Raw genomic sequence first — 24,815 nt, forward strand, 5'->3', positions numbered from 1 at the left:
AAGCCAGCGCGTGCGATACCACCACTACATCGTCGCAGTCGGCTTGTCCGATTCGAGGCGTCCCGCGAGTTCGACTTCCAGCTTGCCGCGCAATCCCAACGCTTCCGCGGTGTCATCGAACTGCACACCGATACCGGCCGGGCGTCCGCTCTGCGCGCCTGGCGGCGTCACCCACACCACGCGACCCGAAACCGGCACGCGCTCGCTCGATCCCGGCAACGTCACCAGCAGGAACACCGGATCGCCGAGGAAATGGCGTTTGGTCGTGCGCACGAACAGCCCGCCATTGCGCACGAACGGCATGTAGGCCTCGTAGACCTGGTCCTTGTCGGCCAATGGCAACGACACGATGGCCTGGCGTCCGCCCTGCGGTGTGCTCATGCGCGTCTCGCTCCTTCCGTTCGTCCGTTATTCCCCGTTCGCCATTCCAGCAGCAATCCGGCAATCGCCAGATCCGCCCGCACCGTCGTCCGCAACAAGTCACGCACGCGGTTGGCCTGATCGAACCACTTCGCCAGCCTGCGGGTTTCCGTGGCAGCGGTCAAGCGGGTTGCCTGCTCGAGGGCAAGATCGGCGGCGAAGCGCAGGCGTTGCGCCGCATCGCCATCGGCTGCCCAGCGCTGCGCGATCTCCATCGCACCGCTGTTGCCGCTCGCGATCGCGCGCAAATCGGCATCGACCTGCTTGCGCAGCGCCATTCCGCCCGTGGTCAACCAAAGCAACGCCTGCCCGGGATCGCCCTGTGCCGCAGCGAGCGCGGCTTCGGCATCGGCGCGTGGCTGTCCCTGCTCGAGCAACCACTGCAACGCATCGGCATGGTTCGGCAAGGTCAACTCCAGGCGCTGGCAGCGGCTGCGGATGGTCGCGGGAAGACGATTCGGCTGCGCGCATACTAGCCACAGGTAACGATTCGGCAACGGTTCTTCCAGCGTCTTCAGCAAGGCGTTGGCTGCCGCGGTGTTCATCGCGTCGGCGGGATCGACGATCACCACCTGCGCACCGCCGAGCTGCGACGTCAACGACAGCCACGCACCGACATCGCGCGCCTGGTCGATCACGATCTCGCTGCGCAGGCGCGTGCCTTCCTTGTTCATCTCCAACTTGACGATACGCAGGTCGGGATGCGCGCCAGTCGGGAACAGCGTGCAACTGCGGCAGCGTCCGCACGGCTCGCCATCGGCATCCGGCGTCAGGCACAGCACGCGTTTGGCGAGATGATCGACCAGTGCACGCTTGCCGATGCGCGTCGGCCCACAGACCAGCAACGCATGGCCGAGGCGTCCTTCGTCCAGGCTCACGGTGGCCCGTGTGTAGGCCGCTTGCTGCCAGGGCGCGAATCCAGCCGTCATCCGCGATCCATGCGCTGCAGGTAACGATCGAGCGCGGCGACTGCAGCGGCGGCAACCTGTTCCGCCGGCTGGCTGGCATCGATCACGTGGAAACGCCGCGGTTCGGCAGCAGCGAGTTCGCGATAGGTCGCGCGCACGCATTCGAAAAAACCATCGGCTTCGGATTCGATGCGGTCCGGTGCCGCGCGCCCTTGCGCTCGGGCGCGACCGACCGCGACCGGAACATCGAGCAGCAGGGTCAAGCCCGGCCGCAGTCCAACGAAACGCGCTTCGAGTTGGCGGATCGTCGCGGCATCGACACCACGCCCCGCGCCCTGATACGCGAAGCTGGCATCGGTGAAGCGATCACTCAGCACCCAGTCGCCACGCGCCAATGCCGGCTGCACCACCACCGAAACATGCTGCGCGCGCGACGCGAACATCAACAGCAATTCCGTTTCCGCGGTCGGCGCATCGGCGTTGTCCGGATGCAGCAGCAATTCACGGATGCGTTCGGCCAAAGGGGTACCGCCCGGTTCGCGTGTCGTCACCACCTCGCCGCCATGCACGCGCAATGCCTGTGCCAACGCCGCCAGCACCGTGGATTTTCCGGCGCCCTCGCCGCCTTCCAGCGTGATCAGGCGTGGCGCCATCGCCAGTTCGGTCACGGCTTCGCTGCTCCGGCGGGTGCCGGCGCCGGGGTTTGCACGGTCGCATCATCCGTGGACGTCGTCGTGCCGACGAGTGGTCCCTTGGCCTGTCCGGCGCGATAGCGCGCGAGATAGGTGTTCACGTTGGCCTGGTGTTCTGTAAAAGTCGTCGCGAACAGGCTGTGGCCGCTGCCATCGCCACTGGAAACGAAATAGATGGCATCGCCGGGGGCCGGGTGCATGACCGACTGCAGCGCCGCCTTGCCCGGCATCGAGATCGGCGTCGGCGGCAAGCCGACGCGGAGATAGGTGTTGTATGGCGTATCGGTCTGCATATCCTTCTTGCGGATGTTGCCGGCATAGCTCGTGCCCATGCCATAGATCACGGTGGGGTCGGTTTCCAGGCGCATGCCCGCCGCGAGCCGGCGCACGAACACACCGGCGATCTTCGCCCGATCATCGGGGTTGCCGGTTTCCTTTTCGACGATCGATGCCAGCGTCAACGCGTCGTCGGGAGTCTTGAACGGCAATCCCTGCGCACGCGAAGCCCACTCCGATGCCAGCACCTTGTCCATCGCCGCATACGCCTGTTTCAGCACGCCGAGATCGCTGTCGCCGGTGTTGTACAGATAGGTTTCCGGAAGGAAGCGGCCTTCAGGATGCTGTCCGCCATGGCCGAGCGCCGCCATCAACTGCGCATCGGTCATCGCGTCGATGGTGTGTGTCAACGGTTCGGCCTTGGCCAGCGCCTTGCGCAGATCGCGGATATTCCAGCCGTCGATCAGGGTAAAGCGATAACTCACCACCTTGCCGTCGCGGATGTTGCGCAGCAGTTCGCCCGGCGTCATGCCGTTCTTCAGCGCGTACTCGCCCACCTGCAATTTGCCCGCGGCATCAAGCTGGCGCGCCAGCACCTGCCATTCGATATCGAACCCTTCGGTGACACCGGCAGCGCGCAATCTGCGCAGCACTTGTGGCAGCGCATTGCCCTTGCCGACACTGATGCGCTGGTCATCGCGCAAACCGGAGAACGGTTGCCCGACGAACACCGTGTAATGGCGCCAAGCCAAGTACCCCGCGGCCGCCAATGCCAGCAGCAGGACCAGAAACAGCCCCTTGAATCCGCGTTTCTTTTTCGGTGCGCGCATCGATTCTTTCCTCGTCCAGAGCCTGTCAGGCCAGCATTTCAGTTCAAGCCGGGATGCGCGGCGGCAAGCTGGCGCTGCAGCGCACGGAGATGCGCACTCTCTGGCCACTCGCGCGCATCGAGGCGGCGTACCGGCAGGATACCGCGCACGGCATTGCAGAGGAATATGGCGGATGAACGCAGCACCGCAGGACGATCCAGCGGCGTTTCGCGCGCCGGTGCGTGATGCAGCAACCAGTCGCGACACACGCCCGCCACGCCGCAGCGATCAAGCGGCGGCGTCAGCCAGCCGTCGCCGCCATCATGGATGAACAGATTTGCCGCGGTCGCCGAGATGACATGGCCCGTGGCAGCGTGCATCAAGCCCTCATCGGCGCCGGCAGCCACCACTTCCCGTCGTGCCAGCACCTGTTCGAGGCGGTTGCAATGCTTGAGTCCCGCCAGCGCCGGCTGTTCCGCAAGCGTCGTGCCGCACCAGACGACACTGACGTCCTGCATCGGCAATGGCGCCGCGTGCAGCGACAACAGCCACATCGGTTGTGCGGGATCAGGCGGCGCATAGCCGCGGCCACCGGTACCGCGCGTGACGATCAACTTGAGCACGGCGGAATCCTGGTTCGCGCAAGCCGATGCGATTTCCACGCGCAACAATGTGTCATCCGGAAGCAGGATTCCCAATCGATCCGCACCATGTCGCAGACGACGTAGATGCGCATCCAGCCATGGAATCCCGCCGCGATGCACGCGCATCGTCTCGAACAGGCCATCGCCATAGGCCAGTCCGCGATCGCCGGGATCGATCTGCGCAACGCGATTCTGTCCATGGAAGATGCGCACATCCATCGTCATTCCTCCATGCCCAACGCGCGCAACAGCCCGCGTGCCTTGGCCTGTGTTTCCGCCAATTCCTTCGCGGCGATCGACTGCAGCACAATTCCGGCGCCGGTGCGGAAACGCACGCTGTCGCCCGTCACTTCGGCGCTGCGGATCAGGATATTGAGATCCATGTCGCCATCGCGGTTGAGCCAGCCCATCGCGCCGGTGTAGGCGCCACGGCCGATCCCTTCCTGCGCCGCAATGATCCGCATGCAACTCACCTTGGGGCAGCCGGTGATGGTGCCGCCGGGGAAGGTCGCGCGCAGCACGTCGATCGGACTCGCATCCGGAGCAAGCACACCACGCACATTGCTGACGATGTGATGGACATGGGTGTAGCTCTCGACGGTCATCAACTCGTCGACTTCCACCGTGCCACCGACACAGACGCGACCGAGATCGTTGCGTTCGAGATCGACCAGCATCACGTGCTCGGCGCGCTCCTTGGGGTGGTCGATCAATTCGCGGATACGGGCTTGATCGTCGTCACCGGCGATGCGTGGCCGCGTGCCGGCGATCGGTCGCGTGCTGGCGATGCCTTCGCGAATCGTTACCAGCCGTTCCGGCGACGAACTCGCCAGTGCCCAGCCGTCATGCACGAATAACCCGGAAAACGGCGCGGGATTGGCCGCGCGCAGACGCGCATGCAACACCGACGGATCGACGAGTTGCGCGAACCGCGCCTGCCAACCACGCGACAAATTGGCCTGGTAGATATCGCCGTCATGCAGGTGGCGCAGCACCGCCACGACACCATCGAGGAAGTGTTGCGGATCGTCTTCGGCGATTTCGACGGGCGAATGCCAGGCAGGTTCGCCATGAGCGGTCGATGCCTGCAGATCATGCTCGATGCGATCGATCCATTCCCCGCATCCGTCTTCCGCGATGGCGATCGATTCCCCGGTCGCGTGATCGCGCAGGATCGCCGCCGGACAACGCAACGCGACAGCGCGCGGACCATCACCTGCAGCCAGCGGCAACGTCAATGTCGGTTCGATCTCTTCCGCTACTTCGTAGGCGCAGAACACTGCCCAGCCGCCACGGAACGGAAGATCGGCGTCGGCGCGATCGGGTGCGACTCGATGCGCTTGCCAGTCGCGTTCGAGATGGTCGAGGAACCCGCCGGCCAGCGCATCACCCTGCAGGTCGTGCAATGTTCCAGCGCGATCACAAGCCACGCCAGCGCCGTCGGCGACCAGCAACATGTCCCAGTGCGCGTGCTTGCGCGCCGAGGCATCGAGCGCATGCGCCGACGATTCCAGCAACAGCGGATAGCGCGCCGGATCGTGGCGATGCAGGCGCAACAGGTCGATGGTGCCGGACAGGCGACGCCGGATCAGACGCGACATCGCTCGAGCATCCGATCGCGGGTCAGACGCGACGCATCACCAGCGTGCCATTGGTGCCGCCGAAGCCGAACGAGTTCGACATCACGATCTCCACCTGTTCCTGGCGCGCGGTGTGCGGCACGTAGTCGAGATCGCAACCTTCCGACGGATTGTCGAGGTTGATGGTCGGCGGGATCACGCCTTCGCGCAGCGCCATCGCCGAATACACCGCCTCCACGCCGCCAGCGGCGCCGAGCAGATGGCCGGTCATCGACTTGGTCGACGACACCATCACCGACTTCGCGGCATCGCCGAGCGCCAGCTTGATCGCCCGCGTTTCGCCGAGATCGCCGGCTGGCGTCGATGTGCCGTGCGCGTTGATGTAGCCGATGTCCTGCGGATTGACGCCGGCATCCTTCATCGCCGCGCGCATGCAACGCGCGGGGCCATCGCCGTTTTCGCTGGGCGCGGTCATGTGATAGGCGTCGCCGCTCATGCCGAAACCGATCAGTTCGGCGTAGATTTTCGCGCCACGCGCCTTCGCCTGTTCGTACTCTTCGATCACCAGCACGCCGGCGCCATCGCCCATCACGAAGCCGTCGCGATCGCGATCCCACGGTCGCGATGCGCGCGTCGGGTCGTCGTTGCGGGTGGAGAGCGCCTTCATCGCGCAGAAACCGCTGACCGCGGTCGGGGTGATGGCGTATTCGGCGCCGCCGCAGATCATCGCGTCGGCTTCGCCGTACTGGATCATGCGCATCGCCAGGCCGATGTTGTGCGCCGCCGTGGTGCAGGCGGTGACCACGGCGATGTTCGGGCCCTTGGCGCCGGTCATGATCGAGACCTGGCCGGAAATCATGTTGATGATGGTGCTGGGCACGTAGAACGGCGAGACTTTACGCGGTCCGCCCTCGGCGAGCTTGAGCGTGGTTTCCTCGATGCCGTGCAGGCCACCGATGCCGGCGCCGATCGCGACGCCGATGCGTTCCGCTGCTTCGCCGGAAATTTCCAGTCCGGAATCGGCGATCGCCATGGCGGATGCCGCGACACCGTAATGGACGAACGGATCCATCTTCTTGACATCTTTCGCCGCGACCCACTGCGCGGGATCAAAGCCGCGTACTTCACCGGCGATGCGGGCCGGGTACGCTTCGACATCGAAATGGGTGATCGCACCGATGCCGGAGCGACCGTGGGTGATGGCATCCCAGTTGGACGCCAGATCGAGGCCGAGCGGCGAAAGAATGCCGAGACCACTGATGACGACGCGACGCTTGGACATGCTGACTCCGTGATCCCTGGATCTTCTGTTCGCTGAAACGCACAGGGCCGCGATGCGCGGCCCCATGAGTGGTGATCGCGGGCGCGATCAGGCCGTCTTGACGTGACCCTTGACGTAGTCGATCGCCTGCTGGACCGTGGTGATCTTCTCGGCGTCTTCGTCCGGGATCTCGCACTCGAATTCTTCTTCAAGCGCCATCACCAGCTCGACGGTATCGAGCGAATCGGCGCCGAGATCGTCCACGAACGAGGCATTGGTGCTGACATCTTCTTCCTTGACGCCAAGCTGTTCGACAACGATTTTCTTGACGCGCTCTTCGATGGTGCTCATGTTATTGCTGCTCCAGAGGGAGGGAGGTTTCAGGTTCTAGTGTAGTGCAAAAGTGGATTTGGCAAGCAATCCGGCGGCGGATGGAAGCCCGGGCCGCCGGCCGGCAATGATGCCGGAATACAGGCCCGGCGTCACGACATGTACATGCCACCGTTGACGTGCAGGGTCTCGCCGGTGATGTAGGCGGCATCGGGGCCCGCCAGGAAGGCTACCGCACGGGCGATATCGGCGGGTTCGCCGAGGCGTCCCAGCGCGATCTGCTGGAGCATCGCGGCCTTGGCGTCTTCCGGCAGATCGCGGGTCATGTCGGTGGCGATGAAGCCGGGCGCGACCACGTTCACGGTGATGCCGCGGCTGCCGATCTCGCGCGCCAGCGACTTGCTGAAAGCGATGATGCCGGCCTTGGCTGCGGCGTAATTGGACTGCCCCGCGTTGCCGGTCACGCCGATCACCGATGCGATGTTGACGATGCGGCCCTTGCGCGCCTTCATCATCCCGCGCATCACCGCCTTGCTGGCGCGATAGACGCTGGTGAGATTGGTATCGAGGATCGCCTGCCAGTCTTCATCCCTCATCCGCATCAGCAGATTGTCGCGGGTGATGCCAGCGTTGTTGACGAGGATATCGAGGCCGCCGAATTCCTTCTGGATGTTGTCGATCAATGTTTCGATCGCGCCGGCTTCAGTGACGTTCAACACGCGGCCGTGGCCGCCAGCCGCTTTCATCCGTTCGCCGATCGTGGCCGCGCCCGATTCGGTGGTGGCGGTTCCGATCACGGTGGCGCCACGTGCGGCGAGTTCGTCAGCGATCGCGGCACCGATGCCGCGCGATGCACCGGTCACCAGCGCGATTTGATTCTCAAGCGGTTTACTCATCGGGCGTTCCATTCTTCCAGTGCGGTTGCGAATTCCGGCACGCTGCCGAGGGCGCGTGCGTCGAGGGATTTGTCGATGCGCTTGGCGAGGCCCGCCAGCACTTTGCCCGGGCCGCATTCGCCGATGCGCGTTGCGCCTTTCGCCGCGAGCGCCTGCACGCAGTCGGTCCAGCGCACCGGCAGATACAACTGGCGCACCAGCGCATCACGGATGCCATCGATATCGGCGTGCACCTGGGCATCGACGTTCTGCACCACTGGCAACGTCGGCGCATGCCAGTGCAGCCCGCGCATGGTTTCGGCGAGTCGATTGGCGGCTTCGCGCATCAACGGCGTATGCGACGGCACGCTGACGGCCAGCTTCACCGTCTTGCGCACGCCCTTCTCCGACAGTAATGCCAACGCGCGATCGACCGCGGCGGCATCACCACCGATCACGATCTGCCCCGGCGAGTTGTAATTGGCTGGCACCACCACTTGCGATTCCGACGCGGCCTTGCACACTTCGGCGACCAACGCATCGTCGGCACCGATCACCGCCGCCATCGCGCCGGTTCCGGCAGGCGCGGCATCCTGCATCAACTGCCCGCGGATGCGCACCAGATGCGCGCCGTCCTTCAACGACAAGGCACCGGCAGCGACCAGCGCGCTGTATTCACCCAAACTGTGGCCAGCCAGCAGCGACGGCTGCGCCCCGCCCTGTGCCTGCCATGCACGCCATACCGCCACGCCCGCCGCCAGCAGTGCCGGCTGGGTGTATTCGGTGCGATTGAGCATCTCCTCCGGGCCGCCCTGCGACAACGCCCACAGGTCGACGTCCGCCCCATCCGATGCTTCATCGAAGGTGCTGCGGATGACGGGATGCAGTTCGGAGAGTTCCGCCAGCATGCCGAGGCTCTGCGAGCCCTGGCCGGGGAACACGAAGGCGAGTGCGGTCACGGATGACTCGTATGGGGAGGGCCCGTCATGGTAGCCGCACCAGGCCACCATTCGCGCCGGAATGGTGAAGGACGACCGCTCAGTAGCGCAGCAGCACCGAACCCCAGGTGAAGCCGCCACCGAAGGCTTCCAGCAGCAGCAACTGGCCGCGCTGGACCTTGCCGGACTGCACCGCGAAGTCCAGCGCCAGCGGCACCGAGCCCGACGAGGTGTTGCCGTGCTTGTCGACGGTGACAATCACGCGTTCCATCGGCATGTCGAGGCGTTTGGCCGTCGCTTCGATGATGCGCAGGTTGGCCTGGTGCGGGATCAGCCAGTCGATGTCATGGCGATCGAGACCATTGGCTTCCAGTGTTTCATCGACCAGGCCGTCGAGGGCCTTGACCGCGTGCTTGAACACCTCGTTGCCGGCCATCACCACCTTGACGCCGGCGTTGGGTTCTTCCGGCTTGAAGCCGACGGAGACGCCGACCGGGTTCCACAACAGCTCCTTCTTGCTGCCATCGGCGTGCAGATGGGTACTGAGGATGCCGGTCTCGCTGTCGGGCTTGAGCACGACGGCGCCGGCGCCATCGCCGAACAGGACGCAGGTGCCGCGATCGTTCCAGTCGACCATGCGCGTCAACGTTTCCGAGCCGACCACCAGCACGCAGCGATGCTCGCCGCTGCGCACGAACTTGTCGGCGACCGCGAGTGCATAGATGAAGCCCGAGCAGGCGGCATTGACGTCGAAGGCCGGGCAGCCGGCGATCCCCAGGCGCGCCTGCATCAGGCAGGCCGAGGACGGGAAGATCAGGTCCGGCGTGGTGGTGCCGAAGACGATCAGGTCGATCTCGCCGGGGGTGACCCCGGCGGCGGCCATCGCCTTGCGCGCAGCCTCTTCGCCGAGGGTGACCGTGGTTTCGCCCTCGCCGGCGACGTGGCGCTGGCGGATGCCGGTCCGGCTCGCGATCCATTCATCGCTGGTGTCGACGCGCTTGGCGAGGTCGTCATTGGTGACCACCTGTGCCGGCAAGGCACTGCCGGTACCGGCAATGCGGGAAAAAACGCGGGAAACGACTTCAGCCATCGATCAGGCTCCTGGGCGTTGGGAGAGCGCCGGATTCCGGAAACGCGACGGGACGACGCCAACCATGTCGGCATCGTCCCGGAGGATCACAACAGTGGATTCCGCCAAGGCGGAATCAATCTTCCGCGACCGCCTTGGTCTTGGACGGAAGCACCTTCTTGCCACGATAGTAGCCGTCGGCGGTGACGTGGTGGCGGATATGGGTCTCGCCGCTGGTCGGATCGGTGGACAGCTGCTTCGACGTCAACGAATCATGCGCGCGGCGCATGCCACGCTTGGACGGGGAAACGCGGGATTTCTGGACAGCCATGGGACAAACTCCTGGAGAATCGGTGCCCGGTCGCCCGGGCGGCTAAATCGTTACTCTTTCTGGTCGCGCCGGAGCGCTGCCAGTGCCGCGAACGGATTGGCCGCCGCGACTTCTTTCTCGTCGGGCGACCACTCGGCCGCCATGGCCTCGGTGCCCGGTTTGACCGGAATCGCCGGAACCACGAGGATCAATTCATCCTCGATCAGATCCCGCGGCGAGATCACATCGCTCGCATCCACCAGCCACGCTTCGTAGCCTTCCGGAAGCGCTGCTTCCTCGGCTTCGTCGCGGATGAACGCGATGCGCTGGTCGATCCGTACCGGAAGTTCGAAGGACTCCAGGCTGCGCTGGCATTCCAGCGGCAACGCGGCCTCGATCTCCAGCGTGGCATAGGCGATCTGCATGGCGTCGCGGTCGAAGCTGATGCGATAGGCGATTTCGCCCTTGCGATCAGCCAGCAGACCGGCCAGCCGTGGCAATTCCGCCAGTTCCAGCCTGCCCTCGAACAGCCGTTGCGCCGACACCATGCGCCATGGATCGAGCTGATCGGGTAAATTCGGGGACATAAGCCGATGAATTTTAAGGATGAACGGGGGGACTGTCAAACTCCCGGAGGTGCGGCAGAACATCGCCGCCGGGGGATTTGCACCGGCGCCGGCCAATCGACACACTGCCGTTCAGGATCAGGATCTCGGGGCGGTTGTTGAACACATTCATTTTACTCGTCCCCATCGTGGCGATTGTGGCCGTCGTCACCGCCATTTTGCCGGTGCGGCGGCAGCGGCAACGCCAGCGCTGGAACCTGCTCCATGAGGTGATGGACAGCGCCGATGCGCTGGAACTGCAACTGACGCGCGTGCGCCGCCAGCTGGACGGCATCACCAGCGCCGGACACGCCGATGCCGCCCTGCGCGATGCACTGCACGATCTGTTGCGCCAGCGGATGTGGCTGCAGCAGCATGGAATGGAGGCCGGCATCGCCGAACTGGAAGCCGTGCGCAGCCGCCTCGACGCCGGCCGCCGCCAGCTGGATGCGCAAACCGTCACTTGACCGAACCATTCACCGGAGCACAGCCCCCGATGCGCACCGCCACACCGCCCCGCCCCCTCGCCGACGCCCAGGCCGGCGCGCTCGATGCCGCGCAACGCCAGATCAACCAGCTGGTGCTTGGCAAGCCGCTGGAAGTGCGACTGGCCTTCGTCGCCTTGCTGGCCGACGGCCATCTGCTGATCGAAGACCTGCCCGGCCTCGGCAAGACCACGCTGGCGCACGCGCTGGCGGCAACGCTCGGACTCGACTTCCAGCGCATCCAATTCACCTCCGACCTGCTGCCCGCCGATGTCCTCGGCGTCTCGATCTACGAAGCGCCAGCCTCGCGCTTCGAATTCCATCCCGGGCCGGTGTTCACCCACGTCTTGCTGGCCGATGAAATCAATCGCGCGCCGCCGCGCACGCAAAGCGCACTGCTGGAGGCGATGGCCGAGCGCCAGGTCACGCTCGATGGCGTGACGCGCACGTTGGCGGAACCGTTCTTCGTGATCGCCACGCAGAATCCGGTCGATCTGGTCGGCACCTATCCCCTGCCCGATTCGCAACTTGATCGTTTCCTGCTGCGCATTTCGATGGGCTATCCCGGCGCCGATGCCGAACGCGCACTGCTGCTCGGCGAGGAACGTCGCCTGCTGATCGCGCAGGCACGGCCGCAAATCGGTCGCGACGACCTGATGACGATCCGCGCTGCCGTCCAGCAGGTGCACGCCAGCGATGCCTTGATCGATTACCTGCAGGCACTGATCGCACGCAGCCGCAACCATCCCGGTGTCCGTGTCGGCCTGTCGCCGCGCGCGGGACTGTCATTGCTGCGTGCTGCCCGCGCGCACGCGTTGTTGCTCGGGCGCGGCCATGTGCTTCCCGATGACGTGCAGACGCTGTTCCCGCATGTCGCCGCGCATCGACTGGTGGCGAATGGCGACGCCGGTGATGCGCGTGCACTGGCGCGATCGATCCTGCTGGCGGTTCCGGTCGACTGATGACGGCCGAGGTGTCCGCCGGACGACCGCCGTTCCGGCAGCGACTGGAAGGCTGGATCCGTCGCCGCGGCCGTGTCGATCCGTTGCCGATGACGATCGACCGTCGTCGCGTCTACGTGCTGCCGACGAAGTTCGGGCTGTTCTACGCCGTGCTGGTCGCCGTGATGTTCCTCGGCGCGCTCAACTACAACAACAATCCGGCACTGCTGCTGTCGTTGCTGTTGCTGGCGGCGGGATTGGCCAGCCTGGTCTACGCACACCTGCAATTGTCGGGATTGCGCGTGGCATCGATCGACGCCGAACCCGTGCATGCCGGTGAATCGTTGCAGGTGAAGATCGGACTGGCGGCCAGCGATGGTCGCGCGCGCAGTGGATTGCAACTGGATTGCGCGGATGGGCGCAGCGTTGCCGGCACCGATGCGAGCGCAATCACCTACGCGACGTTGCAGATTCCCGGCGCAAAACGCGGCTGGCTGGAAGCGGGACGATTGGAACTCGCCACCACCCGCCCGCTCGGGCTCGCCTGTGCCTGGAGCTGGTTGTGGCAGGGACAGGGCTGGCTGATTTATCCGGCGCCCGAAACCGACGGGCCGCCATTGCCGGATCGCGGCTACGGTGGCCAGCGCGCAAAACCGGCATCGGCCGGCGATGACATCCACCAGCTGCGACCATATCGCCACGGCGATGCGCCGCACGCGATCGCATGGAAAGCCTCGGCGCGCGCGACGCATTTGCTGACACGCGAGTACGAGCAACGCGTCGATGCCGATGTCCTGCTCGACTGGGACGATGTGCGGCATCTTCCCTGGGAACACGCCATCTCGCGCCTGGCGCACTGGGTCGAACTCGCGGAACGCCATGGTCGTCGCTATGGCCTGCGTCCACCGATCGGTCGCGCATTGCCGGCGAATCGCGGACCGCAACATCGTCATGCCTGCCTGGAAGCGCTCGCACGCTTGCCGGAGCGTTCCCCGTGAGCATCACGACCACGCTCGATGCCACCACCCGGCGCTGGCTGTACGCGGCCACGGCATTGTTGTTGCTGCCGTTGCTGCTGCAATTGCAACCGCTGGTGGCGATCGCGGTCGGTGGCGTCGCCTTGCTGAGCATGGCGTTGTCGACGCGCGGACGCTTGCCCGCGCTGGTGCGGATCGCGTTGGCGCTGACACTGGCGATCGCGGTGTTCTCGGTCTATCGACGCATCGGCCGCGATACCGGTTGCGCCTTGCTGGCGATGATGCTGGCGCTCAAGCCGACCGAAACCGCCAACGTGCGCGACGCCCGCAGCCTGGTTGCCTACGGATTGTTCGCGCCGTTCGCCACCTACCTGCTCGACCAGGGGCCGTTGTCGCTGCTGCTCGGCGCCCTCGCGGTCGCCGCCGCGTTGGCCACGTTGTTGCGACTTTCCGATCTCGACGCCGGCATCGATCTCGCCGGCTGGTCGCCTTTCGATTCATTGCGCGCCGCGGGAAAATTGCTGTTGCTGGCGCTGCCGCTGGTGCTCGCCGCGTTCTGGCTGTTCCCGCGTCTCGCCTCGCCACTGTGGGGATTGCCGGATCGTGCGGTGTCCAAGCCCGGACTGAGCGAATCGATGACACCCGATCGCTGGATGGATGCGTTGAACGATGACAGCCCGGCGATGCGCGCGCGCTTCGAGGGAACTGCGCCGCGTCCGCAGGAAATGTATTGGCGGGCGATGACGCTGGACGATTTCGATGGCAGCACGTGGCGACCAACGCCATCACCCCTCGCTGCCCCGAAACTATCACTGGCACCGACACGCTGGCGCTACACGCTGGATGTCGAACCCAGCGACCAGCGCCTGCTGGCGACACTCGAATTCACCACGACGACACCGGACGGCGCGCAATCCGGCCGCGATGCTAGCCTGCGTTCGATCGCGCCACTGACCGGACTCACGCGCTGGCAGTTGCAGGCCGCGCCGGTACAGCGCTTCGATCCCGCGCTGGACGCGAGCGAACGTCGCGCCAACCTGGCATTGCCGAATCGCAATCCGCGCACGCTGGCATTGGGGCGGCAATGGCGCAGGGAAGCCGGCAGCGATGATGTCGCGATCATCAGCCGCGCGCTCGACATGATCCGCAAGGATTTCGCCTATTCGCTGACCGTGCCCGAGCCCGGACGCGACTGGATCGACGACTTCCTGTTCCAGGGCCGCACCGGTTATTGCCAGCAATTCAGCAGTGCCTTCGTGGTGTTGATGCGCGGCGCCGGCATTCCTGCGCGCGTGGTGATCGGTTACGCCGGCGGCTACCACAATCCGGTCGGTGATTACTGGGTGATCCGCAATTCCGATGCGCACGCCTGGGCCGAAGTGTGGCTGGCCAGACGCGGCTGGACGCGCATCGATCCCACCGCGGCGGTCGCACCGGAACGCATCTACGACACCCTCGCCGATCGCATGCCGGGTCGTGCGTTCGGCGGTCTCATCGACGTCCGATCCGTCTGGAATATCGGCGACGACCTGCGGCGCGGCTGGAACGACTTCGTGCTCGGTTTCAACGCCAATCGCCAGGCGACGATGTTCAGTCGCTTCGGCATCGACCATCTGTCGCCGTCGATGCTGATCGTGTTGTTCGCGATCGCGGCCGGCATCGCGCTGGCCATCACAACGTGGTGGTTGGCGCGCGGTGAGCGCGAACGCGATCCGCTATTGCGGGCGTGGCGCGGGGTGAATCGGCGCTACGCGACACTCGGACTGGCGCGTGAGGCGCACGAGACTGCTGATGACTGGCTGCGACGCGTGCAGACGGCGCGACCGCAGCAGGCATCCGACCTGTCGTCGCTGGTCGCACGATTCAATACCACGCGTTATGCGATGGATGATGGTGAACGCCGCTCGTTGATTCGCGCGTTACGTTCGCATCGACCGTGACGTGTCCGGAAAGCCTCGCACGCGCTGGCTGGCGTAGGCGGCAGACCCAATGCGCGGGACGCCGTGAATCCATCCATGGAGGCTCGACTCGGCATCCTGCCTCGTATGCCCGCGCATCGGGCAGACCGCCCACTGGCCGCGCGCGTGTTGTGGCGGCTCGCGAAAGAGCAACAGCACGCGCGCGTTGTTAATCCATCGCAGCGACGAAACGCTCCCCGCCCGGCAGCGCCTGCGCGGTGGGTCCCTATGGCCGACCATTCCGCCGCATGGATGCGGCGGCTGAGCCTACATGGACGTATTCACGGCGTGTCGGCAATAGGGCCACCCAAGCGAGCGCACGCCGGGCGCGAGAAGGCAGGTTCCTCGCAGCATTCGAAAGGATTTGGGCAACACGCCAGCCAGCACGTGCGATCACCCCTTCGTTCCGAACCGTCCCAACGGCGCACCCGCCAGCAGATGCAGATGAATCTGGAACACCGTCTGCCCGGCGTCGCCATTGCAGTTCATCACGATGCGATATCCCGACTGGTCGAAGCCCTCGCGCTTCGCGTATGACGCCGCGGCGACCGCCAGCTTTCCGATGACTTCCGACGCATCAGCGGGAACATCGTTGAGCGTGGCGTAATCGCGCTTGGGCACGAACAGCACGTGCACCGGCGCCTGCGGCGCGATGTCGCGGAACGCGATCATGTCGTCGTCCTCATAGACGATATCGGCCGGGATTTCCCGCCGCATGATCTTGCTGAAAATGGTCTCGGACATGCGCTACTCCGTGATTTCCGCGCGACTGCCGAAGGCATGCGCCAATGTGCCGCGATCGATGTATTCCAGTTCGCCACCCAACGGCAGACCATGCGCCAGGCGGCTCGGTCGAACCGCGTGCTTGCGTGCGATCTGCGCCAGATAGTGCGCAGTCGCATCGCCTTCCACCGTCGGATTGGTGGCGATGATGAGTTCCCGCACCTCGCCTTCGCCCAGGCGATCCGCGAGCTGGTCCAGCCCGAGCTCGCGCGGGCCGATGCCATCGAGCGGACTCAGCCGTCCCTGCAGCACGAAATACAGGCCGCGATACCCGGTCGCCTGCTCGATCGCCAGACGATCCGCTGGCGACTCGATCGCGCACAACTGGTGGCCGTCGCGCGATGCGCTGGCACAGGTCGCGCACAGTTCGGTTTCGCTGAAATCGCGACAACGCTTGCAATGCCCGATGCGCTCCACCGCGGACGCCAAGGCCTCCGACAGGCGTTGACCGCCATCGCGATCGCGTTCCAGCACGTGGTAGGCCATGCGTTGCGCACTTTTCTGCCCCACCCCGGGCAGCACCCGCAGCGCGTCGATCAACTGTTCCAGCAATCCGCTACTCAAGGAATGATCAACCGATGCCGATCAACCAAAACCCGGCAGGCTCATGCCCGGCGGCAGCGGCAGCCCCGTCGCGGCGGCGCTCATTTTCTCGCGCGTCACTTCGTTGGCCTTGTTCACCGCGTCGTTGACCGCAGCGGCGATCAGGTCTTCCGCCATTTCATGATCGGCCAGCGCCGAGGCATCGATGCGTACCTTGCGGCACTCCATCTTGCCGGTCATCGTCACGCTCACCAGTCCGCCACCGGCGTTGCCGACGACTTCGATCTGCGCCAGTTCGTCCTGGGCGCGCTGCATGCTTTCCTGCATCTTCTGCGCCTGTTGCATCAATTGGGCAAGATTGCCGCGCATCGTTCACTCCTGGTCTTCGTAAGGTCGAATGGAATCGGGCACCACGCGGGCACCGCGCGCCACCAGCTTCTGCACATCGGGATCGCCCATGAACGCGGCTTCCGCGGCCTGCTGGCGCGCATCGCGTTCACGACTTGCACGCTGGCGCAGCGAATCGGCCGGCGCATCCTGCACGATTTCGATCTGCACGCGTGGTACATAGCCCAGCACCGGCGCGAGCTGCTCGGCGAGCTGGCTCACCATCTGCGGACGATTGAGGTGATCGAGATTCGGCGGCAGGCCCAACACCAATTGGTCGCCGACATGACGCAACAGCACCGCATGGGCCGCCATTTCGCGCACGGCACCACGCAGCGGCGCCTTCACCACGAAATCCGGCCAATCCTGCGCTTGCATGGTTGCGGTCGCGGGCGCTGCCGCCGCTTGCGCGGGTGGCGCAGTCTCGATGCTGGCCGTGCGTTGTGGCGGGGGAGATGCCGCTTCACGCACGGGTGCGGGCGTTGGCGCGCGCAGCGGTGGCGGCGATGGCAGTGTCGCCATTGATTCGCGCAAGGCCGCGCGCGCAGCCTCGGCGCCCGATGGCGAGGCCGCACGTGCCGATGGCGCGGCAGATGGAGATAGTGCCGGCGCCGCTGCAGTTGTCGCGTTGTTCGCTGCGCCCGTCGCTGGCGCCTGTGCCTGCGCGCCCTGGTTCGGACGGAACGCCAGCATGCGCAGCAGGGTCATCTCGAAACCGGCGCGCGGACTCGGCGCATAGGCAAGATCGCGACGCCCGTTCAACGCCATCTGGTACCACAGCTGCACCAGTTCGGGCCGCGTCGATCCCGCAAGCGTTTCGATGTCGACGCCATCGGCAGCCACTTCGGCGTTCGGCACCAGCTGCCGCACCTGCACGCGATGCAGCGCATCGGCCAGTGCATCCAGCACATGCGCCCAGTCCGGCGAAAACTCGGCCAATGCAGAAGTTTCCGTCATCACCCGTTCGCCATCGTTCGCCGACAAGGCATCCAGCAAGGCGCCAATCCGCGCGTGATCGACACTGCCGAGCATCGTCGCGACCGCGGCATCGCCGAGCTGGCCGCCGGTATAGGCGATCGCCTGGTCGAGCAGCGACAGCCCATCGCGCAGGCTGCCATCGGCGGCCTTGGTCAACTGCCGGATCGCGCCATCCTCGAACGTGATCTCTTCCGCAGCGAGGATCTTGCGCATCTGGCCATCGATCTGCTGCAGGTCGAGGCGCTTGAGGTTGAACTGCAGGCAACGCGACAAAACCGTCACCGGCAGCTTCTGCGGATCGGTGGTGGCGAGCAGGAACTTCACGTGTCCCGGCGGCTCCTCCAGCGTCTTCAACAAGGCATTGAAGGCCGATTTCGACAGCATGTGCACTTCGTCGATCAGGTAGACCTTCACCCGACCGCGCGACGGCATGTACTGCGCGTTGTCGATCAACTCGCGGACGTCATCGACGCCGGTGTTCGAGGCGGCGTCGATTTCCAGCAGGTCGATGTAGCGGCCGGAGTCGATATCGCGGCAGGTCGCGCATTCCCCGCACGGCTCGGCGGAACTGCCCTGCTCGCAGTTCAGCGACTTGGCGAAGATGCGCGCGATGGTGGTCTTGCCGACGCCGCGCGTTCCGGTGAACAGGAAGGCGTGATGGACGCGACCGGAATCCAGCGCGTTGGTGAGCGCGCGCACCACGTGTTCCTGGCCCACCAGTTCGGAAAACCGCTTGGGGCGCCATTTGCGTGCAAGGACGAGATAGCTCATCCGCTGATTTTGCCACGAGCCGGGTCGCTTGCCGTGATCGGATGGCCCGGCGTTTTGCCTGCCCCGCCCCTGACGGGTACAATGCCCGGCTCGCACGGAGAGGTGTCCGAGTGGTTGAAGGAGCACGCCTGGAAAGTGTGTAAGCGTCTAAACCGCGCTTCGGGGGTTCGAATCCCCCTCTCTCCGCCAGATACGCCAAGGCCCCCGCAAGGGGGCTTTCGCGTATGGGGGCGATCTGTAGCAAAATCGCCACATTCGCCTGCAACGGCCCACGAGACACGCCCCACATGTTCTCCCTCCAGACGATCTTCGGTTCCGGCAAACAGTTCTTCGATTTGCTGGACGAAGCGGCCGATGCCGCGCACGAGAGCACCAAGGCGCTGTACCAGCTGCTGAAGAACCCGGTGGGCAACCCTGCGCTGGATGCCTTCAAGCTGGCTCGCCAGCGTGAGCGCGTCGCCTCGGACAAGATCAACCACGCGCTGGTGGACAGCTTCATCACCCCGATCGAGCGCGAGGACATCGAGTCCCTGAGTTCGGCGCTGTACAAGATCCCCAAGCAGGTCGAGCGTTTCGCCGATCGCTACGCGCTGGCCCAGCACCGGCTGGACGGGATCGATTTCGCTCCGCGCGCCGCCATGCTGGAACAGGCCGCCGGCGTCGTGGTGCAGATGGTGCGCGGGTTGCACCACATGGACCTCGAGGAAATGAGCAAGCTCAACGAGCGCCTGCGCGCGCTTGAAGCCGAAGCCGATCGCCTGATCCTCGAACTCCACCGCGACATCTATTCCGGCCGCCTCGACGCCAGCGAAATGTTCCTGCTCAAGGAATTCTTCGAAATCCTCGAGAAGGCGATCGACCGCTGCCGCGAAGCCGGCGTGGTCGCATACCAGATCGTGCTGAAGAACTCCTGAGGCAACCACGATGCTGGCCTTGTTGCTGCTGGTGATCTTCGCCGCGTTGGTGTTCGAATTCATCAACGGTTTCCACGACACCGCCAATTCCATCGCGACGGTGGTCGCGACCAAGGTGCTGACGCCGGGCAAGGCGGTGATGCTCGCCGCCGCGATGAATCTGGTCGGCGCGTTCTTCGGCACTGCGGTCGCCAAGACGATCTCGTCCGGCCTGATCGACACCCATGTCGCCCAGGTTACGTCGCAAGTCATTCTCTGCGCGCTGCTCGGCGGCATCAGCTGGAACCTGATCACCTGGTGGCTCGGCCTGCCGTCATCGTCGTCACACACGCTGATTGGCGGCCTCTGCGGCGCGGTGCTGGCGTCATCACACGGCAACTGGCATGCGTTGATGTGGTCGCACGCCGGCGATGGCGGCTGGACCACCAACAAGGGCATATTGTGGAAGGTGCTACTGCCGATGGTGTCGTCGCCGATCGCGGGCTTCGTGCTCGGCGTGCTGATCCTCGCCCTCCTCTACGCGATCATCGCCGCACTGCATCGCGCTGGCGGCCCATTCGCGCGCTTCGCGCGACCGCGCTGGGTCAATGCCTTCTTCGGCAAGGCACAGCTCGTTTCCGCGGCCTACATGGGTTTTGCACACGGCAGCAATGACGCGCAGAAGACCATGGGCATCATCGCGCTGGCGCTGTTCGGTGCGCAGGCCGCGGGCACGCTCGATGCCCTGCCGCAATGGCTGTCGTTCCTGCATCCGTCGAGCAGCGACAATTCGCACATCGACAGCTGGATCATCGCGACCTGCGCACTGATCATGGCCGCCGGCACCGCAACCGGTGGTTGGCGCATCATCAAGACGCTCGGCCACAAGATGGTGAAGTTGCAGCCGATCGACGGCTTCGCCGCCGAAACCGCCTCGGCCACCATCCTGCTCACCGCCGCGCATTTCGGCATGCCGGTGTCGACCACGCACAGCATCTCCACTGCAATCATGGGCGTGGGCTTCGGCAAGAATCCACGCGCGCTCAAACTCACCGTGATCGAACGCATCGTCTGGGCGTGGATCCTCACTATTCCGGCGGCTGGTGGCATGTCGTGGCTGATGTTCCGCATCGCCGAAGGGCTTGGCTGGGCCTGACGATCTGCTAAACTGCGCGGCTGCGGAGTTCGCACCCCGCATATTTCCATGGTGGCCCCGTCGGCCCCTCGCGACGCTAGTTCGAAAATCCCGCCAGGGCCGGAAGGCAGCAACGGTATTGAATGACGCGTGCGCCGAGGATCGTTGGCGGGGCCGCCACCTTATTTGGGCGATGGCAACGCGATCACTTCGCCCGGTTCGGCGACGCGCGCACCCTGCTCGCGCATGATCCGCGCCTCTGCCGGCGAACCATAGTGATAGAGCACGCAGCGCGCCCGCGTTGCCGCGTCGTATTCGCGCAGGAAATCATCGAAGCCGGTATGCGAGGGATTGCCGGCCAATCCGCAATCGTGGGCGATCACCTCGCCACGATCCGCCACCACCCTCAACACTTCGGGAATCGGCCGGGTATCGCCGGTCCACACCACGCTGCCCGGCAGACGCAATCCGTAGGCCGACTTCGGCCAGTGATGGCGCACCGCGAATGTTTCTAGATGCAACTCGTCGTGCCAGAAGCGTTCGCCGACCGGAACCAGTCGGAACGCTTCCCAGAAATTGACGCCGCCCTCGGCCAATGCATTCGGGTAATCGCCGACGCGCTGATGCAGCAGCGGCACCACGCTGGCCGGGCAATACACCCGCACGCCGCCGCGCAATGCCTCATCGAACCATGCACCGACGAACAATCGCTCGAAGCCGCCGACGTGATCGAGATGGGTATGGGTGATGAAGAGCGACTTCGGATACTCGCCATATGTCGCGAGGTAATGGTCGAGACCTTCGGCACCGCAGTCGATGGTCAGCCACGGCTTGCCATCGCGCTCGATGGTCGCCATCGCCGAACCAAGTTGGCCCGCCGCCGACGCGTTGCCGACACCGTGGAAACGCAGTGACCAGCTCATGCAATGTCTCCGTGTGTGCGGTAACCCGCGCGCAACGCCGCGATCACGCGCTGCAGGTAGGCCTGCGATTGTCCGCCACCAACCTTGCGAATCGAACGTTCCAGCCGCGCCAGGTTGGCTTCGGCCTTGCGTCGATCAAGCGTCGCATGCAGGTGGCTCTTGTCGAAATCGATCAGCCACGGCTTGTCGTTGCCATCGAACAGGATGTTGTGGGCGTTGAGATCGCCATGTTCGAGGCCGGCGGCATGGAAGCGCGCGATCATCGCACCCGCCGCGTGCCAACCCGGTTCGTCACCCATGCCGGCAACGATCGTGGACGCCAGCGTGCGCGCATCGGCGATCTTCGCCACGATGATCGCCGCGCGATACCACGCCCCTGCGCGCCAGTAGGCCGCCGCGATCGGCGCCGGTGCCGGCAGACCGCGCGACTGCAATGCTTCCAGCAGGCGAAATTCGGCGACACTGCGCACCCGCGCCTCGCCGCCCCACAGATAACGATCGCGGCTCAATTTCGCCATCGCACCGCCGCGGCGGTAATGCCGCAACACGCCATCGCCGAACGGCCCATGCACGAACCACGCGCTGCCGCGTCCGCCCGATTGCACCGGCGTCGCCGAAAGTTGCGGAGATGCGGGATCGAACCACCATGCCTGTGGCTGTGGCATGGCGGTCGCGCCCAGCATCGCCGGAGCGTCACTTGAAGCCGTGGTAATTTGATGCGCCATCGCCATGCCGCGAGTCTAGCAACGTCGTGCGTCCATCATCGCCGCCCCGCCACCTCTGCCTGCTGCGCCTGTCTGCCCTGGGCGATGTCACCCACGTCGTGCCGCTGGTGCGCACCTTGCGCCAGGCGTGGCCGGACATCGCGCTGACCTGGATCATCGGCAAGGGCGAACACAAACTGCTGGCCGGACTCGAAGGCGTGGAGTTCGTCGAATACGACAAGTCCAGTGGTTTTGCCGGCATGCGCACACTCGGACGCAAACTGCGACAACTGCACCCTGGCGGCTTCGACACATTGCTTCAGATGCAGGTCGCCGCCCGCTCCAATCTCCTGTCGGCCTTCGTGCCGGCGAAGCTGCGCGTCGGCTACGACCGTTCGCGCTCCAAGGACCTGCACGGACTGTTCATCAACGCGCGCATCGCCGATCGTCCCGGCATCCATGTCCTCGATGCCATCGGCAGTTTCTGCGAACCGCTGGGATTGCAGCAGACCGAAGTAGTGTGGGATCTACCGGTTCCAGCGGAAGCGCACGAATGGGCGCGCGCGCAATGGGACGACGACGGCCGCCGCGTGCTGATGATCTCGCCATGCTCCAGCCATGTGGTGCGCAACTGGCGCAATGATCGCTACGCCGCAGTGGCCGATCACGCCGTCGAACGCGGCTGGAAGGTGGTGCTATGCGGTGGCCGCAGCGAACTCGAACGCACCACCGGCGACGCCATCCTTGCGGCGATGAAACATCCGGCGCTCGACCTGATCGGCAAGGACACGCTGAAACAGCTACCCGCCCTGCTCGCTCGCGCCGACCTGGTGATGACGCCCGACTCGGGTCCGATGCATATCGCCAACGCGATGGGCGCCAAGGTGCTGGGCCTGCATGCGGCCAGCAATCCGGCGCGCAGCGGCCCGTATTCCGACCGTCGCTATTGCGTCGATCGCTACGATGACGCCGCCCGCAAATTTCTCGGCAAGCCGGCGGCCGAACTCAAATGGGGCACCAAGATCGAACGCGAAGGCGTGATGGACCTGGTGACCGTGGACGATGCGATCGCGGCGTTCGAACGCTATGTCAGCGATCAGGCAGCGCCGGAACCGCTGCCGTAATCCTGATACGACTTCTCCTCGACATAGGTCGAGCCCAGCGCCAGGTTGATGTCCTTCTTGATCTTCGCGCGGGTGTCGTTCTCGAAATACACGCTGCGCGCCAGCTTGATGAACTCGGCGTCGAAGGCCTGCGCCTTCTCCTTCAGGCGGATATCGTCCTCGATCACCCACAGGCGCTCGTTGACGGCCTTGAGTTCGGCGCGCAACACCGCGATGTCCTGCGCCGAGGCCGGATGTGCCGCCCAGGTGCGCTCGGCAGCCACAAGCTCGTTGCGGACATTGGCCAGCTTGGCCGGATCGCTCATGCGCTCGGACTTGATCTGCAGGATCGCGATCTTGTCGAGCAATTCGCCATAGGACACGGGGACGAGCAATTCAGACATCATTGGCTCCGGCAGGTTGCCGCAAGTGCGAGGGAGCCGTATCATAACCGGCTCGCTGCACCCAATTCGGAGAGGTGGCAGAGTGGTCGAATGTACCTGACTCGAAATCAGGCGTACGTTTATAGCGTACCGAGGGTTCGAATCCCTCCCTCTCCGCCAATAACAAAAAGCGCCCCTCTGGGGCGTTTTTTGTTATTGCGTGGTGCGGGATTGGTGAGAACTCTCTTGGGTTCGACACATCGGCAGGACTGCCGATGTGGACAGCCGAAGGCTGCCCCGCAGGGGTGAGCGCCATGGATGGCGCGAATCTATCCCTCCCTCTCATGGGGCCTTCGCATTTCGCATTTCGCATTTCGCACAACGGGTTGTAATCATCGCCAGCGCCCGCGATCATGCCTGCATGTACGAATTCGGCCATCTGACCCACCCCGGGCTTCGGCGCAGTCTCAACGAGGACACCTACCACGGCGAAGGAGCGCTGGGCCTGTGGCTGGTGGCCGATGGCATCGGCGGCCACGACTTCGGCGAAATCGCCAGCGCGCTGGCGCGTGACGCAGTGCTGCGCGAGGTGCGCGATGGCACGCCGCTGGTGCAGGCCGTGCGCATCGCCGGCGAGGACATCGTGCGCGCGTCGCGTCGCCGCGCCGAGGCGCTGCCGATGGGCACCACCGTGGTCGCGACGATCATCCGCAACGATCGTTTCGATGTGGCCTGGGTCGGCGACAGTCGCGCCTATCTGTGGCGCGCTGGCCAGGGATTGCTCCAGCTCACCCAGGACCATAGCCATGTCGAGGAACTGGTCATCCAGGGCATCCTGACCCGCGACGAGGCGCGCACCCATCCACAGCGCAAGATGGTGACGCAGGCGCTGGGCGTCACCGATCCGTCGCAACTCAACATCGAACACATCGCCGGCGATTTCGCCAAGGGCGCGCAACTCCTGCTATGCAGCGATGGCCTGACCGAGCATGTCGACGATCAGGCGATCGCGCGCATCCTCGCCAACGTCGAGTGCAGCGCCCAGGAAACGGTGGATACGCTGGTCGCCGCAGCGCTCGATGGCGGCGGTTCGGACAATGTCACCGCCGTGTTGATCCGCAACAGCTGACGCCG

Annotated in this window: 28 protein-coding genes, 2 tRNA genes and 1 other RNA gene; 11 read left to right on the forward strand and 20 right to left on the reverse strand. The window is 65.0% G+C overall.

What is annotated here, in order from left to right; genetic code table 11:
• Window positions 1-24 precede the first annotated feature (24 nt).
• The 13 genes from Lysil_RS12480 to Lysil_RS12540 form a co-directional block, all read right to left on the reverse strand.
• Complete coding sequence (locus Lysil_RS12480) at window positions 25-381, reverse strand: PilZ domain-containing protein (RefSeq protein WP_103075863.1); 357 nt, start codon at window positions 379-381, stop codon at window positions 25-27.
• On the reverse strand, window positions 378-1,349 hold the full coding sequence (locus tag Lysil_RS12485; RefSeq protein ID WP_103075864.1) for a DNA polymerase III subunit delta': 972 nt from the start codon (window positions 1,347-1,349) through the stop codon (window positions 378-380). Before Lysil_RS12485 ends, Lysil_RS12480 begins: the two co-directional genes overlap by 4 nt.
• Window positions 1,346-1,981 (reverse strand): dTMP kinase, encoded by a 636-nt coding sequence (gene tmk / locus Lysil_RS12490; protein WP_103076061.1) that lies wholly within the window; start codon window positions 1,979-1,981, stop codon window positions 1,346-1,348. The genes Lysil_RS12485 and tmk overlap by 4 nt, the downstream gene beginning before the upstream one ends.
• Window positions 1,982-1,992: 11 nt before the next feature.
• Window positions 1,993-3,126: an endolytic transglycosylase MltG gene (gene mltG, locus Lysil_RS12495; RefSeq protein ID WP_103075865.1), complete on the reverse strand. Its 1,134-nt coding sequence runs from the start codon at window positions 3,124-3,126 to the stop codon at window positions 1,993-1,995.
• A gap of 38 nt (window positions 3,127-3,164) precedes the next feature.
• Window positions 3,165-3,968, reverse strand: coding sequence for an aminodeoxychorismate lyase (gene pabC, locus Lysil_RS12500; RefSeq protein WP_103075866.1), 804 nt, complete (start codon window positions 3,966-3,968; stop codon window positions 3,165-3,167).
• A gap of 2 nt (window positions 3,969-3,970) precedes the next feature.
• Entirely contained in the window at window positions 3,971-5,350 is a 1,380-nt protein-coding gene (locus tag Lysil_RS12505) for an aminodeoxychorismate synthase component I (RefSeq protein ID WP_103075867.1), read from the reverse strand.
• 22 nt (window positions 5,351-5,372) lie between these two features.
• Window positions 5,373-6,611: a beta-ketoacyl-ACP synthase II gene (gene fabF, locus Lysil_RS12510; RefSeq protein WP_103075868.1), complete on the reverse strand. Its 1,239-nt coding sequence runs from the start codon at window positions 6,609-6,611 to the stop codon at window positions 5,373-5,375.
• An 87-nt stretch (window positions 6,612-6,698) separates the two neighbouring features.
• A complete protein-coding gene (gene acpP / locus Lysil_RS12515) occupies window positions 6,699-6,941 on the reverse strand; it encodes an acyl carrier protein (RefSeq protein ID WP_103075869.1) in 243 nt (80 codons plus the stop codon).
• A 131-nt stretch (window positions 6,942-7,072) separates the two neighbouring features.
• Window positions 7,073-7,816 (reverse strand): 3-oxoacyl-ACP reductase FabG, encoded by a 744-nt coding sequence (gene fabG, locus Lysil_RS12520; protein ID WP_103076062.1) that lies wholly within the window; start codon window positions 7,814-7,816, stop codon window positions 7,073-7,075.
• Window positions 7,813-8,805, reverse strand: a complete 993-nt coding sequence (fabD, locus tag Lysil_RS12525; RefSeq protein WP_103075870.1) for an ACP S-malonyltransferase — start codon at window positions 8,803-8,805, stop codon at window positions 7,813-7,815. Before fabD ends, fabG begins: the two co-directional genes overlap by 4 nt.
• Before the next feature lie 28 nt (window positions 8,806-8,833).
• Complete coding sequence (locus tag Lysil_RS12530; RefSeq protein WP_103075871.1) at window positions 8,834-9,823, reverse strand: beta-ketoacyl-ACP synthase III; 990 nt, start codon at window positions 9,821-9,823, stop codon at window positions 8,834-8,836.
• Window positions 9,824-9,938: 115 nt separating this feature from the next.
• Window positions 9,939-10,133 carry a 50S ribosomal protein L32 gene (rpmF, locus tag Lysil_RS12535; RefSeq protein ID WP_103075872.1) on the reverse strand — a complete coding sequence of 65 codons (195 nt, stop codon included), beginning with the start codon at window positions 10,131-10,133 and terminating at the stop codon, window positions 9,939-9,941.
• Window positions 10,134-10,183: 50 nt separating this feature from the next.
• Window positions 10,184-10,699 (reverse strand): YceD family protein, encoded by a 516-nt coding sequence (locus Lysil_RS12540; RefSeq protein WP_103075873.1) that lies wholly within the window; start codon window positions 10,697-10,699, stop codon window positions 10,184-10,186.
• A gap of 167 nt (window positions 10,700-10,866) precedes the next feature.
• Here Lysil_RS12540 and Lysil_RS12545 point away from each other — a divergent pair, with 167 nt between their 5' ends.
• From Lysil_RS12545 to Lysil_RS12560, 4 genes are read left to right on the forward strand one after another with little or no spacing between them, the layout of a single operon-like run.
• Window positions 10,867-11,184: a hypothetical protein gene (locus tag Lysil_RS12545; protein WP_103075874.1), complete on the forward strand. Its 318-nt coding sequence runs from the start codon at window positions 10,867-10,869 to the stop codon at window positions 11,182-11,184.
• Window positions 11,185-11,213: 29 nt separating this feature from the next.
• Entirely contained in the window at window positions 11,214-12,164 is a 951-nt protein-coding gene (locus Lysil_RS12550) for an AAA family ATPase (protein WP_103075875.1), read from the forward strand.
• Window positions 12,164-13,141, forward strand: coding sequence for a DUF58 domain-containing protein (locus tag Lysil_RS12555; protein ID WP_103075876.1), 978 nt, complete (start codon window positions 12,164-12,166; stop codon window positions 13,139-13,141). The genes Lysil_RS12550 and Lysil_RS12555 overlap by 1 nt, the downstream gene beginning before the upstream one ends.
• A gap of 2 nt (window positions 13,142-13,143) precedes the next feature.
• Window positions 13,144-15,060, forward strand: a complete 1,917-nt coding sequence (locus Lysil_RS12560; RefSeq protein ID WP_425477178.1) for a transglutaminase TgpA family protein — start codon at window positions 13,144-13,146, stop codon at window positions 15,058-15,060.
• Window positions 15,061-15,471: 411 nt separating this feature from the next.
• On the opposite strand, the gene Lysil_RS12565 is transcribed toward Lysil_RS12560, so the two are convergent.
• The 4 genes from Lysil_RS12565 to dnaX are packed head-to-tail and all read right to left on the reverse strand — an operon-like array spanning window position 15,472 to window position 18,540.
• Entirely contained in the window at window positions 15,472-15,822 is a 351-nt protein-coding gene (locus Lysil_RS12565) for a histidine triad nucleotide-binding protein (RefSeq protein ID WP_103075878.1), read from the reverse strand.
• Window positions 15,823-15,825: 3 nt separating this feature from the next.
• Complete coding sequence (recR, locus tag Lysil_RS12570) at window positions 15,826-16,425, reverse strand: recombination mediator RecR (RefSeq protein ID WP_103075879.1); 600 nt, start codon at window positions 16,423-16,425, stop codon at window positions 15,826-15,828.
• A gap of 21 nt (window positions 16,426-16,446) precedes the next feature.
• Entirely contained in the window at window positions 16,447-16,773 is a 327-nt protein-coding gene (locus tag Lysil_RS12575) for a YbaB/EbfC family nucleoid-associated protein (protein ID WP_103075880.1), read from the reverse strand.
• A 3-nt stretch (window positions 16,774-16,776) separates the two neighbouring features.
• On the reverse strand, window positions 16,777-18,540 hold the full coding sequence (gene dnaX, locus Lysil_RS12580) for a DNA polymerase III subunit gamma/tau (RefSeq protein WP_103075881.1): 1,764 nt from the start codon (window positions 18,538-18,540) through the stop codon (window positions 16,777-16,779).
• Between the two features lie 96 nt (window positions 18,541-18,636).
• On the opposite strand from dnaX, the gene Lysil_RS12585 reads away from it, so the two are divergent.
• From Lysil_RS12585 to ffs, 4 genes are all read left to right on the forward strand, one after another.
• A tRNA-Ser gene (locus Lysil_RS12585) sits at window positions 18,637-18,729 on the forward strand.
• Between the two features lie 98 nt (window positions 18,730-18,827).
• A complete protein-coding gene (locus Lysil_RS12590) occupies window positions 18,828-19,454 on the forward strand; it encodes a DUF47 domain-containing protein (protein ID WP_103075882.1) in 627 nt (208 codons plus the stop codon).
• A gap of 10 nt (window positions 19,455-19,464) precedes the next feature.
• Window positions 19,465-20,589 carry an inorganic phosphate transporter gene (locus Lysil_RS12595; RefSeq protein WP_103075883.1) on the forward strand — a complete coding sequence of 375 codons (1,125 nt, stop codon included), beginning with the start codon at window positions 19,465-19,467 and terminating at the stop codon, window positions 20,587-20,589.
• Between the two features lie 57 nt (window positions 20,590-20,646).
• Window positions 20,647-20,743: signal recognition particle sRNA small type (ffs, locus tag Lysil_RS12600), an RNA gene on the forward strand.
• 7 nt (window positions 20,744-20,750) lie between these two features.
• Here the strand turns inward: ffs and Lysil_RS12605 are convergent.
• Window positions 20,751-21,491 carry an MBL fold metallo-hydrolase gene (locus Lysil_RS12605; protein WP_103075884.1) on the reverse strand — a complete coding sequence of 247 codons (741 nt, stop codon included), beginning with the start codon at window positions 21,489-21,491 and terminating at the stop codon, window positions 20,751-20,753.
• The gene (locus tag Lysil_RS12610) at window positions 21,488-22,216 is read right to left on the reverse strand and encodes a 3-deoxy-D-manno-octulosonic acid kinase (protein ID WP_165782493.1); all 729 of its coding nucleotides are present in this window, start codon (window positions 22,214-22,216) and stop codon (window positions 21,488-21,490) included. The genes Lysil_RS12605 and Lysil_RS12610 overlap by 4 nt, the downstream gene beginning before the upstream one ends.
• A gap of 26 nt (window positions 22,217-22,242) precedes the next feature.
• Between Lysil_RS12610 and Lysil_RS12615 the strand changes: the two genes are divergently transcribed.
• Window positions 22,243-23,319, forward strand: coding sequence for a glycosyltransferase family 9 protein (locus tag Lysil_RS12615; protein WP_103075886.1), 1,077 nt, complete (start codon window positions 22,243-22,245; stop codon window positions 23,317-23,319).
• Here Lysil_RS12615 and Lysil_RS12620 read toward each other — a convergent pair.
• Window positions 23,292-23,702 carry a DUF6165 family protein gene (locus tag Lysil_RS12620; RefSeq protein ID WP_103075887.1) on the reverse strand — a complete coding sequence of 137 codons (411 nt, stop codon included), beginning with the start codon at window positions 23,700-23,702 and terminating at the stop codon, window positions 23,292-23,294. The genes Lysil_RS12615 and Lysil_RS12620 overlap by 28 nt on opposite strands.
• A gap of 68 nt (window positions 23,703-23,770) precedes the next feature.
• Between Lysil_RS12620 and Lysil_RS12625 the strand changes: the two genes are divergently transcribed.
• A tRNA-Ser gene (locus Lysil_RS12625) sits at window positions 23,771-23,861 on the forward strand.
• Window positions 23,862-24,102: 241 nt separating this feature from the next.
• Window positions 24,103-24,810, forward strand: a complete 708-nt coding sequence (locus Lysil_RS12630; protein ID WP_103075888.1) for a PP2C family protein-serine/threonine phosphatase — start codon at window positions 24,103-24,105, stop codon at window positions 24,808-24,810.
• The last annotated feature ends 5 nt before the right edge of the window (window positions 24,811-24,815 follow it).

This window comes from Solilutibacter silvestris (assembly GCF_002895945.1).
GTDB classification, from domain to species: domain Bacteria; phylum Pseudomonadota; class Gammaproteobacteria; order Xanthomonadales; family Xanthomonadaceae; genus Solilutibacter; species Solilutibacter silvestris.